Here is a 14,246-nt window from a genome sequence, read left to right as displayed (position 1 = left end):
TGGTCTCCCGGTGCCCGGGTGGGGTCAGCTGGTCGGGAAGCTGTCGGCGGTGCTGATCCGGCTCTTGAGCAGCGCACCGGACTCCGTCAGCACACCGCTGCTGCTGTAGTCGCCGCCGTCGCAGGTGCCCGGTTTGAACGCCGCGCTGCTCTCGTTGGCGTCGGAGTAGGTCCAGTTGGCGTAGCTGATCTTCAACTGGTCGAGCAGGTCGAGCCAGGCCGTGGTGCTCGCCCGGTCCATCGCTCCGCCGCCGGTGGCGCTCACCGTGCCGAACTCGGTGACGAACAGCGGCAGTCTGGCGGCGGCCCGGCTCACCGTGGCGCGGTAGGTGTCCTTGTGGCTCGCGGCGTAGAAGTGGAACGCGTACATGATGTTGGTGGCGTTGACCGGGTTGTCGACGACCTCGGTCTCGTTGGACCCGTCCGAGACGCCCAGCGAGGACCAGCCTCGGGTGCCGACGATGACGACGGCGTCCGGGTCGGCGGCCCGGATGACCGGGATGACCTGCTCGGCGTAGCTCTTGATGGCCGTCCAGCTCACGCCGTTCGGCTCGTTGGCGATCTCGTAGATCACGTTCTTCTTGGCGGCGTTGCGGGCGGCGACGGACGCGAAGAACGTCTTGGCGCGGTCGAGGTTGTAGTTGGGGTCACCCGGCGTCAGGGTGTGGAAGTCGATCAACGCGTACATGCCGCGGGCCTCGGCCATGTCGACGTAGCTGTTCACGCGGCTGGTGAAGCCGGCCGGGTCGGTCTCGTAGCCCTGTTCCTGCACGTACATGGCGATGCGCAGCAGGTCCGCCTTCCAGTCGGTGGCCAGCGCGTCCAGGGACGCGTTGTTGTAGCACTTGCCGAACCACTGGATGCCGTGCGTACTCATGCCGCGCAGTTGGATGGGGCGGTTGTACTGGTTGCACAGGTTGACGCCGCAGACCTTGAGCTGTCCGTTGATGCCCACGGGGGTGCCGGTGCCCGGGTCCGGGTCGGGCGGGGGTTCCTCGCCGCCGACGGAGCCCGTGCAGGCCACGCCGTTGAGCGTGAACGCGGCGGGCTTCGGATTGCTGCCCGTGACCGTGGCGGTGAAGCCCAGGTCGGCGCTGGCGCCGGTGGCGAGGGTGCGGTTCCAGTCCAGGTTGGTGGCACTGACCGTGGAGGCCGACTGCGACCAGGTGGCGTTCCACCCCTGGACGATCTTCTGGCCGCCGTCCGGCCAGGTCCACTTGAGCGTCCAGCCACTGACCGGGTCGCCCAGGTTGGTGACCTTCACCCCGGCCTGGAAGCCGCCCTGCCACTGGCTGGTGATCGTGTAGTCGACCTTGCAGCCGGTGGCAGCCGCCGCCTGGGGGCCGGCGAGCGTCGTGAGGCCCAGGGCCGTCGCGCAGGTCGCCAAGAGGGCCAAAAAGCGTTTCAACGTTCCTCCTCGTGCTCGTGCGAAGCGAAGCAAAGCGGAGAGACGGCATGGGAGCGCTCCCAAAAGTCCATCGGCCCGAGAACGTACACCGGTCCGTCGATCGCGTACAGGGATTCGACCGTCGAACGGTTTCGACGACGGGTCGGCCGGCTTCCCGCCCCCGCCTCGAAGCACACGGATGCGGGCGGCCGAGCTGTTCGAGCAGCGGACCGAGCCGATCGAGGGTGCGCGGCGTCCGCGGGTGAGCCGGAAGCCGGCCCGCCCGCGGCACCAGCTGTGGCGGAACGGCGGTGTGCGGGCCCCGGCCTCCCGTGGCCCGAGCGGGTCGCGGTGCCGTCCGTCCCCGCGCCGCCCGGAGGAACCTGCCGCGTCTCCGGAGCAGGGTCCGTCCGGAGCCCGGCGGTGCGGTGGACGTCCGCTTCCCCGACGGGCCGGCCGAGCCCGTGGACACCCGCGGGTCCGCGTCCGCCGTTCCGGGGGCCCTTCCCGCCCGGCCCGTCCGCCCGGGGGACGGCTGCGCCGTGACGGCGCCGGGCCGATCGTTTTCCCAGGTGAGTCCGCCTTGCGGGGGTTTGCGGACAGGTGTGCGGTGGCGTGATCCCGCCGGTCGGCGGCCGGCGCGGAGGCGTCCTTCCCCCCGGTGGCCGGGGCCCGGAACTCACCTGTACCACGAAGGCGTTGACAGGCGCGAGACTGCGGCGAGGGAGGCACAGTGGCTCAGGAGCACACGCGGGACCCCTGGCGGTTACTGCTGGTCGAGGACGACCGGGAGCTGGTCGAGCTGCTCACCGAGGTACTGCGGGACGAGGGGTACGCGGTGGACGTCGCGACCGACGGACAGCGGGGCCTGCACCTCGGTCTCACCCGCACGTACGACGTGCTCGTCATCGACCGGCGGCTGCCGGTGCTGGACGGCCTCGACCTGCTGCGCCGGCTGCGGTCCCGTCCGGTGCGGTCGCCGGTGCTGCTGCTGACCGGGATGGGCGGCGTGCCCGACCGGGTGGACGGTCTGGACGCCGGCGCCGACGACTATCTGGCCAAACCCTTCGACCTGGACGAACTCACCGCCCGCCTGCGGGCGCTGTGCAGGCGCTCGCTGGACGCGACCGACGTGTTGCGGATCGGCGCCGGCCATCTGCACGTCGGACGCCGGGAGGTGGTGCTGGCGGACGGCGAGCGGATCGCCCTGGCCGCGCGGGAGTTCGCGCTGCTGTGGGCGCTGGCCACCCGCCCCGACGCGGTGTACTCGCGGGCGGAGCTGCGCCGGATCGTCTTCGAGGAGGCGCACGCGCCGTCCATCGTCGACACCTACGTGTACTACCTGCGCCGCAAGCTCGGCCGCGGAGCGGTGCGCACGGTCCGCGGAGTCGGCTACCGGCTGGGGGCGTTGTGAGGGAGCCGGGGCGGGCCGGGGACGTGGCGGTGCGCCGGGCCCGGCGGCGGATCATCTGGACCACCGGCGCCCTCATCACCCTGCTGATCACCGTCGTCGGCGGGGTCGCGTACGCCGTGATGACGCACGCGCAGGACGACCAGGTGCGCCGTGAGGTGCGCTACGGCGCCGCGCACGGCGACCTGTCACGGCCTCCCGGGTGCATGTGGCTGTACGGCCCGGGTGCGACAACGCTGCCGAACGCGCCGGCCGGGTTCCCGTTGCGCGCCGACCTGGACCGGGTGCGGCTGACCCGCGCGCCGGTCGAGCGCACGGTGCGGCGTGCGGACACCGCCTATCTGGTGCGGACGCAGGTCCGGGACGACGGCGACGTGGTGCAGGCCGTGTTCGATCTGCGTTTCCAGCTCGCCGACCGCAGCCACCTGTGGTTCGCGTTGAGCGTGGCCGAGGTGGTGGGGCTGGCCGCCGCGGCCGTCACCGGCACGGTCCTCGGGCGCCGGGCGGTGGCGCCGCTGGCCGAGGCACTGGCCCGGCAGCGGCGGTTCGTCGCGGACGCCAGCCACGAGCTGCGCACGCCGATCACCCGTGTGCACACGCGGGCGCAGGTGCTGGCGCGCCGGGCGGCGGCGGAAGGGCTGCCGTCGGCGCACCGGGAGGGCCTGGCACTGCTGGTCGCCTCCCTCGGGCGGCTCGGCGAGGTGCTGGACGATCTGCTGTCGTCGGCGACGCTCACGGCCGGGCAGACGTGGCGGGCGATGCGGCGACGGGTGGATCTGGTGGCGCTGGCCCGTTCGGCGGTCGCCGACGAGGCGGAACGCGTCCGGGAGCGCGGGTTGACCGTCCGCGTGGACGGGCCGCCGCACCCGCTGTGGGTCGACGGGGTCGCGTCCGCCCTGCGCCGGGCGGTCGGGGAGCTGCTGGCCAACGCCATCGCCCACACCCCGCCGGGCGGCCGGATCGAGGTGGCGCTGTCCCGTTCGGGCACGACGGTGGTGCTGGTGGTCACGGACACCGGGGCCGGTTTCGACGCCGGTGAGGCCGAGCGGCTGTTCCGTCGGTTCCACCGGGGCGGCGGCGGCCGGTACGGGCTGGGGCTGGCCCTGCTGCGGGAGGTCGTCACGAGCCACGGGGGCACGGTCGTGGCGGCGGGCCGGCCGGGGCGCGGTGCGCGGTTCACCCTCCGGCTGCCGCAGAGCGCGCCGTCGCCCCCGGCGGTCGCTAACCGCGCGGTCAGGGCGTGGTGTGGGCGGCGAGTACCCGTGCCGCTGTCCGGACGTCCGCGTCCAGCGGCCGGTCCGGGTCGACCGGGTCGATCGCGGCGCTGAGGGCGTCGAGGAGGGCGGCGCACCGGGGCGCGACGGGCCGCCTGGCGCCGACGTGGACGGCCTGGCGCAGGCCGAGGGCGAGGGAGCCGCACAGCAGGCCGAGCAGGTCGGCCATGTCGTGGGCGCGCAGGGCGGCTTGGGTGCCGAACGGGACGACGTCCTGGTTGTGGAGGTTCGTCGGCAGGCTCTGCATGGCGGCGGGGGTCGCGCAGCGGCGGATCTCCGCGACGAAGGCGGTGGTCGCCAGTTGCACGCCCTGGAGGCCGTGCTGGGCGCCGGGTTCGGTGGCGAGCATGGGCGGGAGGCCGCCGTTGCGGGCCGGGTCCACCAGCAGGTCGAGCTGGCGTTCGGCGAGGTTGCCGAGCTGCGCGGTGACGGAGGCGAGCAGGTCGGCGGCGAACGCCGCGGGCTGCCCGAAGAAGTTCCCGCCGTGCACCGCCCTCCCCTCCCCCGGCTCCGCGTCCGGGTCCGCGGCGTCTTCCGCGCCGGGGAGGAACAGCGGGTTGTCGCTGACCCCGGCCAGGTCCGCGGCGACCACCGCGTCGACGTACCGCAGCGCGTCCTCGGCGGCGCCGAGCAGCTGCGGGGAGCAGCGGATGCTGTACGGCTCCTGCAGCGGGCGGCCGCCGGACGGCACGGTGCCGGCCAGGTGGCGCCGCATGCGGGCGCCCGTGTCGGCGACGCCGGGGTGGCCGTACGCGCGCAGCAGGCCGGCGTCGAGGAAGCCGGGGTCGCAGCCGAGCAGGTCGGCCAGCAGGCAGGTCAGGGCGGTGAGCGCGCGGTGGGCGGCGCGGACGGCGTCGTGGGCCAGGGCCAGGGCGGCGGTGGTGACGGAGGTGCCGTTGACGAGGGCGAGGGCGTCGCGGCCGTCCAGGGCGAGGGGGCGCAGTCCGGTGGCGGCGAGCGCCTCGGCGGCGGGCATGCGGTGGCCGTCCACGTAGGCGTGCCCCCGGCCGCGGAGCGCCTGGGCGGCGTAGGCGAGCGGGATGAGGTCGCCGCTGGCGCCGACGGATCCGTGGCGCGGCACGGCGGGCGAGAACGTCGTGGCGAACATCTCCGCCAGCCGTTCGACGACCTCGGCGGAGACCCCGGACAGGCCCTGGGCGAGGGACCGGGCGCGCACCAGCAGGGCGGCGCGGACGATGGAGTGCGGCAGGTCGGGGCCCTGGCCGGCGCCGAGGTGGGCGAGGGTGTTGTCGCACTGGTCGGCCTCGTCGGCCCGCCCGGCGAAGCCGGCGAGGGCGCCGAAGCCGGTGGTGGCGCCGTAGATCGGCCGTCCCCCGGCGGTGCCGTCGCCGTCGCGCAGGGCACGGAAGAGGCGGCGCCCGCGGTCCAGCCGGGCGCGGGCCGCGTCGTCCACGGTGACGGTCAGCGGCCCGGCCGCGCGGCGCAGGGCGGCGGGATCGAGGGGTCCGGTGAGCGGGACGGTGTCCGTGGTGGTCAGCACGTCCCGAACGGTAGGCGGGGAATCTCAGAGCGCTCTGAAATCCGCTGGATAGCTTCCGGGCCATGGCGCACGACTACCTGATCATCGGAGCGGGGCCCGCGGGACTTCAGCTCGCCGCCTTCCTGGAGCGCGACGGTGCGGATTACGTGGTTCTGGAGCGCGGCAGCGGTCCGGGCGCGTTCTTCACACGGTTCCCCCGGCACCGCACACTCATCTCGATCAACAAGGTGCACACCGGCTACGAGGATCCGGAGCTGCGGCTGCGGATGGACTGGAACTCCCTGCTGAGCGACGATCCCGAGCTGCTGTTCACCCGGTACAGCCGGCGCTACTTCCCGGCGGCCGACGACATGGTCCGCTATCTGACGGACTTCGCGGAACGCACCGGCGTCCGGGTGCGGTACGACACCGCCGTGGAGCGGGTCTCCCGCGACGCCGGCGGGTTCACCGTGACCGACGCCGCCGGGGGGACCTGGCGGGCGCGGCGCGTGGTGGTGGCCACCGGGGTGCCGCTGCCGAACCTGCCGCCGATCCCCGGCATCGAGCTGGCCGAACGCTACGACACGTTCGACCCCGACCCGGAGTCCTTCACCGACCAGCGGGTGCTGGTGATCGGACGGGGCAACTCCGCCTTCGAGACGGCCGACAGCCTGATGGAGACCGCGGCCGTCATCCACCTGGTCGGTTCCGGTTCGCTGCGCATGGCCTGGCAGACGCACTACGTGGGCCATCTGCGGGCGGTGAACAACAACTTCCTGGACAGCTACCAGCTCAAGTCCCAGAACGCCCTGCTGGACGGGCGGGTGCTGGAGATCCGGCGGGACGGGGACGGCTTCCGCGTGCCGGTGGCCTTCGAACGGGCCGACGAGGTGGTGAAGGACCTGCGCTACGACCGGGTGATCGTCGCGACCGGGTTCCGGTTCGACGCGTCGGTCTTCGACGGCGGGTGCACGCCCGAGACGGTGGTCGACGGCCGGTTCCCCGCCGTGACCCCCGTCGGCGAGTCGGTGAACGTGCCGGAGCTGTACTTCGCCGGGACGCTGACGCAGGGCCGCGACTTCAAGAAGTCCACCACCGGTTTCGTGCACGGCTTCCGCTACTCGGTCCGCGCCCTGCACCGGGAGCTGCGCCGGCGCCACCACGGCGAGCCCTGGCCGGTGACGGAACTGGGCGGGGACACCGAGGCGGCCGTCGGCCGGATCATCGAGCGGGTCAACCGGTCCTCCGCGCTGTGGCAGCAGTTCGGTGTCCTCGGCGACCTGCTGCTGCTCGCCCCGGACGGCACGATGCGCTACGCCGAGGAGGTCCCGGTGGGACACGTGCCGGGGGCGGTGCGCGCCGGGGACTTCGGGGAGGTGGCCGCCCACGCGGTGATCACCCTGGAGTACGGGGCCGACCACGACCGGGTGGACCCGTTCGACGTGTCGGCGGGCCGCCCCTCGCAGCGGGACGCGACCGGGCTCGACGGCCGTTATCTGCATCCGGTGCTGCGCTGGTACCGCGACGGGGAGTACGCCGCCGAGCACCACCTGACGGAGAACCTGGAGAACGAGTGGGACAGCGAGGACGTGCACCGGGCCCCGCTGCGCGCGTTCCTCGCCGCCCGGCGCGGCCCGGCCGCCCCGGTGGCGCCATGACGCTGCGCGCGCTGCACGACAGGGCCCGCCGGGTCCTGGACCCGGTGCACTACGACTACGCGGCGGGCGGCGCGGGCGAGGAACGCGTCCTGGCCGACAACGAGCGTGCGTTCGACCGGTACGCGCTGTTGCCGCGGGTGCTGCGCGGCAACGAGCGGCGGGACACGTCCGTCGATCTGCCGGGCGCCCGCCGGGCGGGTCCGGTGCTGGTCGCGCCGACCGCCTTCCACCGGCTGATGCACCCGGACGGCGAGCGGGCCACGGCCCGGGCAGCGGCGGCGGAGGGCGCCGTCCTGGTGACGGGCACGGCCGCGACCGTCGCGGTCGGCGAGGTGGTCGCGGCGGCCCGCCGGGCGGCGGCCGGCGCGGCCGTGTGGTTCCAGCTCTCGATGCACCCGCGCCGCGAGGTCACCGAGGCGCTGGTGCGGCGGGCGGAGGAGGCGGGCTGCACGGCGCTGGTGGTCACCGTCGACGCGCCGGTGTTCGGCCGGCGTCCCCGGGACCTGCGCAACGGGTTCACGGACCTGCCGCCCGGCTACGCCGCCGAGAACATGCGGGACCTGCCCGGCGCCCCGCCGGGCGGTCTCACCGACATCCCCATGTCCCCGGCCCTGTCCTGGCGGGACTTCGACGCGCTGTCGGCCGCGACGGCGCTGCCCGTGCTGGTGAAGGGGGTCCTGCATCCGGCGGACGCGCTGCTGGCCGTCGCGCACGGGGCGGCCGGGGTCGTCGTCTCCAACCACGGCGGACGCCAGTGCGACACCGTGCCGGCCGCCGTGGACTGCCTGCCGGCGGTCGCCGAGGCGGTCGGGGGCCGGGTGCCGGTGCTGCTCGACGGCGGGGTGCGCCGGGGCGGGGACGTGGCCGTCGCGCTCGCGCTGGGCGCGGCGGCGGTCGGGGTGGGCCGTCCGGTGCTGTGGGGGCTGGCCGCCGACGGCGAGGCGGGGGTGCGGCGGGTCCTGGCGGAGCTGCGCGACGGTTACGACCACACGCTGGCGCTGTGCGGGGGCGGCCGCAACGCCGATCTGACGCGGGACATGGTGGTCCGCAGGGGCGGGACGTGGTGAGCGGCGGGCGGGGACCGGACACGTGGTGGCTGCCGCGCGGTGTGGTGGCGCTGCGGGTGCGCCTCTTCGAGAAGGTGAACGGCGACCGGGCGGTGACGCTGCCCAACGCGGCGTACGGGCCGGAGGTGTTCGAGCGGGTGTACGCCCATCCGGCCGCGAACGGCCGCAGTGCCGGGGCGGGGCTGTCCGACCTGTTCTGGTACTGGCTGTCGCCGGGGCCCGAGGTGCACCAGGAGCATCTGGAACCCGGTCCGCGCTACGAGGACGTGGCCGCCACGACCCGGCGCATCCTCGCCGGCGGCTCGGCGGACCTGGCGGCGGCGGCCGGCCGCGCGGTCGCCGGCGTCCTGGATCCGCTGCCCGCGGACCGGATCAGCCTGGTGCGGCTGCGCGACCTGGTGATGCCCGCCTGGGCGGAGTTCTGCTACGGGCTGGTGTTCCGCGAGCCGTGCCCGCCGCACGCCCGGAGGCTGATCACCGCTCACGCGCAGGACGTGATCAACTCCCTGAAGTGCACGGGGCTGCGTCATCCGCGGCGCAGGGCGCGGCTGACGGCCTACCTGCGCGAGCGGTTGGCGGCCGGTGACGTGCCGCACCGGCTGCCGGCCTCGCTGTCGCCGCAGGAGCAGGTCTTCTACCTCCAGGGCACGTTCTTCAACACGGCCGTCGTGCAGCTCTCGGAGGCGACCGCGCACCTGCTGCTGGCCCTGGCCCGCCACCCGCGGGTGCAGCGGCGGCTCGCGGACGACCCGGGTGACGACCGGTACCTGACGCACGTGCTCGACGAGACGATGCGGCTGTATCCGCTGTTCGGCATCGCGCACCGCATCACCACCGACGAGATCCCGCTCGACGACCGCACCACGCTGCCGGCCGGCTCGGTGGTGTGCTTCAGCTACCCGGACTACCACGCCACGGGCTACGAGCGGCCGGACGTCTTCGATCCGGACCGCTGGGCGTCGCTGTCCGCCAGGGACGCCCACCACATCCCGTTCGGTGTGGCGGCCAACCGCCCGTGCCCGGCGTGGCGGCTGTCCCCGCTGGTGCTGCGGGCCGCCGTGCGGGAGGTGCTGCGCCGCTTCCGTCTGGACTCGTCGGTCTCGCACACCCGGTCCATCCCGCACCGCGCGCCGTGTCTGCTGATCCCGCGCGGGCTGGAGCCCGGGGCGCGCCTGGCGCCGCTGCGGGGCTTCCTGCGGGTGCGCGACGGCGTGGAGGACGTCACCCGGGGGGTGCGGCAGCTCGTGCTCGGCACGGTGATGGTGCTGCACGCCCGCCGACAACGGCCGGCCGCACGGTACTTCGCACAGTTTCCGCCCGGCCGGTGCCCGGTCGTCCACCCCACGGGAGACAGCGCATGACGCCCTCGGAACTCGCCCCCGCGTTCTTCCTCGCCGTCGTGGTGATCCTGGCCGTCTGCCGGTTCGTCGGGGCGCTGCTGCGCCGGGTGGGGCAGCCGCCCGTGGTCGGGGAGATGCTCGCGGGTGTGGTGCTGGGGCCCTCGGTGCTCGGCGCCCTCCTCCCGGACGTCGAAGCGGGCCTGTTTCCCGCGGAGCTGCGGCCGGTCCTCTACGTGGTGGGGCAGATCGGCCTCGTGGCGTTCATGTTCCACGTCGGCTGGGACTTCCGGGTGGACCGGCTGCGCGGTGTCGCCCGGTCGGCCGGGCTGGTCTCCGCGGCGGGGGTGCTGGTGCCGGTGGCGCTCGGGGTGGCGCTGATCGCCGCCGTCGGTGAGCGGACCGGCACCCTGGCGCCGGGGGTGCCTCTGCCGGTGTCGGCGCTGTTCGTGGGAGTGGCGCTGGCGGTGACGGCGTTTCCGATGCTCGCGCGGATCGTCGCCGAGCGGGGCCTGACCGGGACCCGGTTCGGGTCGCTGGCGCTCGGTGCGGGCGCCGTGGACGACGCGGTCGCGTGGGTGCTGCTCGCGGGTGTCTTCAGCCTCGCCGGGGGCAGCGCGGGGCTGGTGTCGCTGGTCGTCGCCGGCGCTCTCGGGCTCGTCGTGGTGCTGGCGGTGGTGGCGCGCCTGCGCGGCCGCGCCGTGCGGCTCACGGAGCGGGCGGCGCCCGAGAGCCTGCTGCCGGTGCTGGTCGGCGCGCTGTTCCTGGTGGCCTGGTACACCGACGAGATCGGGCTGTACGCGGTGTTCGGCGCGTTCAGCCTGGGGCTGGTCTTCCCGCGGTCGGAGCGGCTGGACCAGACGGTGGAGGCGCTGAAGCCGGTGGGCACGGTGTTCCTGCCGCTGTTCTTCACCTACTCGGGGCTGAACACGGACTTCGCGCTGCTGGCCTCCGGGCCGGTGCTGCTGCTCACCCTGGGGTGCGTCCTGGTGGCGGTGGCGGGGAAGTTCGGCGCGTGCTGGCTCGCGGCACGGCTGGCCGGGGAGCCGGGGGCGGTGGCGCTGCGGGTGGGGGCGCTGATGAACGCGCGGGGGCTGATGCAACTCATCGCGCTCAACCTGGGCCTGGCGGCGGGCATCGTGACGCAGGCGCTGTTCAGCGCGCTGGTGGTGGTCGCCGTCGTCACCACCGTGATGGCGACGCCGCTGCTGACGTGGATCGACCGGCGGGAGCGGGCGCGGGGCGGCCCGTCCCGCCCGGCGGCGGTGGCCTCCCCGGACCCGTTGAGCCGCTGAGACGGGGCCGGGCTCCGCCGGCGCGCGGGCCCGCGCGCCGGCGGAGCCCGGTGGACCGGTCCGCGGGGGCCGCTAGCCCCCGGCCGCCAAGGCCCGTTTGTCGGGCTTCCCGGCGGGGGTGAGCGGCACCTCGTCGAGCAGGGTGAGCCGGGTCGGGGCGGTGGCCTCGCCCAGCTCGGCCGCCACCAGGGCGCGCAGTTCCCCGAGTCGGGGGACCCGGCCCGGTGCGGGCACCACGAAGGCGTGGACGGCCTCGCCGGTGCTGTCGTCGGGGACGGCGACGACGTACGCCTCCGCCACCGCCGGGTGGGTGGCGAGCACCCGCTCGACGGGGCCGGCGTAGTACACGTCGGCGTTGACGATGATCACGTCGCGGGCGCGTCCGGTCAGCCAGAGCCGGCCCTCGCGGTCGAGGTGGCCGATGTCGCGGGTGCGGACCCAGCCGTCGGTGAACACCTCGGCGCTCAGGGCGGGTTCGCCCCAGTAGCCGCATCCCTGGGAGGGGGTGCGGACGAAGAGTTCGCCGTCCGTGCCGGGCGGCAGGGGCCGCCCTCCGGCGTCCCTCACCTCCAGTTCGACCGGGGGGACGCCCAGCGAGCCCGGTTCGTCGTACGGGGTGGCCATGGAGATCATGCCGGTCTCCGTCTGGCCGTATCCGTGGAAGACGACCGGTCCGAGCACGTCGGCGGCCTCGCGCAGCCGACCGGCGCCGACGGGGGAGCCGGAGACCATCAGGGCGCGCAGTGCGCCGAGGTCCACGGGCCGGGCCCGGACGCTCGCGACGAGCTTCGTCAGGCGGGCCACGGTGATGACGCTGCCGGTGGCCCGGTGGCGCACCAGGCTGTCGGGGAAGGCCGGGGCGTCCGCGGTGACCAGGGTGCCGCCGGCGGCCAGGGCGAGCAGCCCGTACTCCATCATGACCTGGCTGGCCAGGGTGCCGAAGACGAGGAACCGCTCCAGGCGCGGGGCGAGTTCGCGGATGGCGGGGGGCCAGCGGTCGGGGTGCGCCGCCCAGGCCGCGGTCATCGCGGCGTAGGTCTGGGCGCACGCCTTGGGGACGCCGGTGCTGCCGCTGGTGTGGAGGAGCCGGGCGACGTCCTGCGGGCGGGCCGAGATCCGCGGGCGGCCGCCGTCGTCCTCGGCGGCGAGCAGGTCGTCCAGGGCGAGGACGGTGCCGTGCGGGCCGCCGGCCGTGCCGTCCGGACGGTCGGTGACGCGGAAGGCGGTGCCGGCGAGCAGGTGGTGCCGCTGGTGTGCCGTGAGTCCCGGCCGTACACCGACGACGCGGGCGCCCACCGCGTGGGCGGCGAGGACGGCGGCGAACGCCTCGGGATGCACACCGAGCAGCAGGGCGACGCCGTCGCCGGGGCGGACGCCCCGGGCGCGCAGGCCGTTCGTCACCCGCCTGACCAGGGCGAGGAGTCGGGATCCGGTGACGACCCGGTCGCCGTGCTCGAAGACGGGGCGGTCGCCCGCCGCGTCGAGGAGGTCGAGGACGGCGCCGGGGAACTGCTCAGCCAAGGCAGGACTTCACGAACGCGGCCAGCGGCTGCCGGTGGACGGCCGGGATGTCCCAGTCGTTCTCCAGGTTCTCCGCCAGGTGGTGGGTGCCGGCGAGGGCGCCGTCGCGGTAGTGGCGCACCACGGGGTGGAGGTAGGTGGAGTCCATGGCGTGTTCGGGGTCGTTCTCGCGGACGCGGGGCACGGTGACGTCGAACGGGTCGACGTGGTCGTGGTCGGGCCCGTACTCCAGGTCGATGACGAACCGGTGGGCGGCGGGGCCGAGTCCGCCGTCGGTGACGTAGTCGAGCGGGACCTCCTCCTGGTACAGGGCGCGGCCGTCGTGGACGGTGACCACGTCGCCCAGGAAGCCGAACTGCTGCCACAGGCCGGAGGAGCGGTTGACGCGCTCCACGAGGGCGCCGGCGACGGCCTCCGGGGCGGCGGGCAGGGTGCGGGCCGGCCAGGGCGTCGCGTGGTGGCGGGCGCCGAGGATGCGGTGCAGGGCGCGCGTGCCGTAGCGGAAGCCGTGGATGAAGCCGTTCGTGGACCGTTTGAAGTCGCGCTGCTGCGTGAGCGTGCCGGCGAAGTACAGGCCGGGGACGTTCACCGACTCGTAGGCGGAGGTCTGGGCGGGGAACCGGTCGTCGATGGCGAGGGCCGGCCGGCAGCCCGCGTCGAACGGCGAGACGTCGAAGCGGAATCCGGTGCAGACCACGATGCGGTCGTAGTGGAGTTCGCGGAGCCGTTCGGTGGTCCGGGCGTACCGGAACTCCACCCGGTAGCCGCCGTCGGCCCGCCGGTCGATCCGCTCGACGGTGCCGTCCAGGACGGCGTTCTGCGATTTGAGCTGGTAGCTGTCGAGGAAGTTGTTGTTCACCGCGCGCAGATGGCCCACGAAGTGGGTCTTCCAGGCCATTCTCAGCGAGTGCGGTCCGGCGACGTGGATGACGGCGGCCTTCTCCATCAGGGCGTCCGCGGTCTCGAACGCGGAGTTCCCCTTGCCGAGGACGAGCACCCGCTGGTTGGTGAAGGAGGCCGGGTCGGTGTCGAAGTCGTCGTAGCGCTCGGCGCTTTCGATGCCGGGGATGTCCGGGACGTTGGGGAGGGAGACGCCGGTGGCGACGACGAGGCGCCGGGCCCGCCAGGTCCGGCCGGTGTCGTCGCGCACCAGGAAGCCGTCGCCGTCGCGGGAGACGAGGGTGGCCCGGACGCCGTACTCGACGCGGACACCGCTGCGCCGGGCGAAGTCGCGCAGGTAGCGCACCAGGTCGTCGGCGGCCGGGAAGTAGCGCTCGCTGTACCGGGTGAACCGCAGCTCGGGATCGTCGGCGAGCAGCGAGTTCCAGTCCATGCGGAGGTCGAGTTCCGGGTCGGTGTAACCGGTGTTGACCTTGTTGATCGATATGAGCTGCCGATGCCGGGGGAAGCGGGTGAAGAACGTGCCGGGCCCGCTCCCCCGCTCCAGGACGACGTAGTCGCGTCCCTCGCGTTCCAGCAGAGCGGCGAGCTGGAGTCCGGCCGGTCCGGCCCCGATGATGAGGTAGTCGCGCACCATGGGGCGGACGCTAGCGGGCCCGGATCAGAGGACTCTGAGATTGCGGCCGCCGGGACCCGGGCGGGGGCCGTGCCCGTGGGGCGGGTCCGACGGCGCGGGGCCGGGGCCCGGCCGGCGGGGAGGCCACGTCGGAGCCGGTGCGGGGCGCGCCGTCGCCGGGTGACCGGCGGAGCGCCCCGCGGAGGGGGACTCGTCCGCGCAGGAGCGGGGCGAGGTCCGTCCGGCCATCCGTCGCTCGGGCGTCACGGTGGGCCGGACGGAAGGCCGGGGCCGCCTCGCC

Annotated in this window: 10 protein-coding genes and 1 pseudogene; 7 read left to right on the top strand and 4 right to left on the bottom strand. The window is 74.6% G+C overall.

The window, feature by feature from the left end; genetic code table 11:
• Nucleotides 1–24: 24 nt before the first annotated feature.
• Nucleotides 25–1,407 (bottom strand): cellulase family glycosylhydrolase, encoded by a 1,383-nt coding sequence (locus ABD363_RS11015; RefSeq protein ID WP_344602182.1) that lies wholly within the window; start codon nt 1,405–1,407, stop codon nt 25–27.
• Between the two features lie 112 nt (nt 1,408–1,519).
• Here ABD363_RS11015 and ABD363_RS32615 point away from each other — a divergent pair.
• The 3 genes and pseudogenes from ABD363_RS32615 to ABD363_RS11005 form a co-directional block, all read left to right on the top strand.
• Nucleotides 1,520–1,798: pseudogene (locus tag ABD363_RS32615) on the top strand (hypothetical protein); the annotation flags it as partial.
• A gap of 321 nt (nt 1,799–2,119) precedes the next feature.
• On the top strand, nt 2,120–2,800 hold the full coding sequence (locus ABD363_RS11010; RefSeq protein ID WP_344602180.1) for a response regulator transcription factor: 681 nt from the start codon (nt 2,120–2,122) through the stop codon (nt 2,798–2,800).
• Nucleotides 2,797–4,125 (top strand): sensor histidine kinase, encoded by a 1,329-nt coding sequence (locus ABD363_RS11005; protein ID WP_344602178.1) that lies wholly within the window; start codon nt 2,797–2,799, stop codon nt 4,123–4,125. Before ABD363_RS11010 ends, ABD363_RS11005 begins: the two co-directional genes overlap by 4 nt.
• Here ABD363_RS11005 and ABD363_RS11000 read toward each other — a convergent pair.
• Nucleotides 4,031–5,572, bottom strand: coding sequence for an aromatic amino acid ammonia-lyase (locus ABD363_RS11000; protein ID WP_344602176.1), 1,542 nt, complete (start codon nt 5,570–5,572; stop codon nt 4,031–4,033). The genes ABD363_RS11005 and ABD363_RS11000 overlap by 95 nt on opposite strands.
• 62 nt (nt 5,573–5,634) lie before the next feature.
• Between ABD363_RS11000 and ABD363_RS10995 the strand changes: the two genes are divergently transcribed.
• From ABD363_RS10995 to ABD363_RS10980, 4 genes are read left to right on the top strand one after another with little or no spacing between them, the layout of a single operon-like run.
• Nucleotides 5,635–7,209: an NAD(P)-binding domain-containing protein gene (locus ABD363_RS10995; RefSeq protein ID WP_344602174.1), complete on the top strand. Its 1,575-nt coding sequence runs from the start codon at nt 5,635–5,637 to the stop codon at nt 7,207–7,209.
• Nucleotides 7,206–8,276, top strand: a complete 1,071-nt coding sequence (locus ABD363_RS10990; protein ID WP_344602172.1) for an alpha-hydroxy acid oxidase — start codon at nt 7,206–7,208, stop codon at nt 8,274–8,276. The genes ABD363_RS10995 and ABD363_RS10990 overlap by 4 nt, the downstream gene beginning before the upstream one ends.
• A complete protein-coding gene (locus ABD363_RS10985; protein ID WP_344602346.1) occupies nt 8,273–9,637 on the top strand; it encodes a cytochrome P450 in 1,365 nt (454 codons plus the stop codon). Before ABD363_RS10990 ends, ABD363_RS10985 begins: the two co-directional genes overlap by 4 nt.
• Complete coding sequence (locus ABD363_RS10980; RefSeq protein WP_344602170.1) at nt 9,634–10,908, top strand: cation:proton antiporter; 1,275 nt, start codon at nt 9,634–9,636, stop codon at nt 10,906–10,908. The genes ABD363_RS10985 and ABD363_RS10980 overlap by 4 nt, the downstream gene beginning before the upstream one ends.
• Before the next feature lie 72 nt (nt 10,909–10,980).
• Here ABD363_RS10980 and ABD363_RS10975 read toward each other — a convergent pair whose 3' ends face one another.
• Both ABD363_RS10975 and ABD363_RS10970 read right to left on the bottom strand, forming a co-directional pair.
• Nucleotides 10,981–12,429 (bottom strand): class I adenylate-forming enzyme family protein, encoded by a 1,449-nt coding sequence (locus tag ABD363_RS10975; protein WP_344602168.1) that lies wholly within the window; start codon nt 12,427–12,429, stop codon nt 10,981–10,983.
• Nucleotides 12,422–13,966 (bottom strand): NAD(P)-binding domain-containing protein, encoded by a 1,545-nt coding sequence (locus ABD363_RS10970; RefSeq protein WP_344602166.1) that lies wholly within the window; start codon nt 13,964–13,966, stop codon nt 12,422–12,424. The genes ABD363_RS10975 and ABD363_RS10970 overlap by 8 nt, the downstream gene beginning before the upstream one ends.
• Between the last annotated feature and the right edge of the window lie 280 nt (nt 13,967–14,246).

It is taken from the genome of Streptomyces glaucus, from assembly GCF_039533365.1.
Classification (GTDB): Bacteria; Actinomycetota; Actinomycetes; order Streptomycetales; family Streptomycetaceae; genus Streptomyces; species Streptomyces glaucus.
Note: the sequence above shows the minus strand (reverse complement) of the source record. Positions and strands in the feature narration are given on the sequence as shown.

What these genes read in the sequence shown, in the direction of transcription:
- ABD363_RS10995 (WP_344602174.1), top strand. Translation starts at nt 5,635, where the DNA reads ATGGCGCACGACTACCTGATCATCGGAGCGGGGCCCGCGGGACTTCAG.
- ABD363_RS10990 (WP_344602172.1), top strand. Translation starts at nt 7,206, where the DNA reads ATGACGCTGCGCGCGCTGCACGACAGGGCCCGCCGGGTCCTGGACCCG.
- ABD363_RS10980 (WP_344602170.1), top strand. Translation starts at nt 9,634, where the DNA reads ATGACGCCCTCGGAACTCGCCCCCGCGTTCTTCCTCGCCGTCGTGGTG.
- ABD363_RS10970 (WP_344602166.1), bottom strand. Translation starts at nt 13,966, where the DNA reads ATGGTGCGCGACTACCTCATCATCGGGGCCGGACCGGCCGGACTCCAG.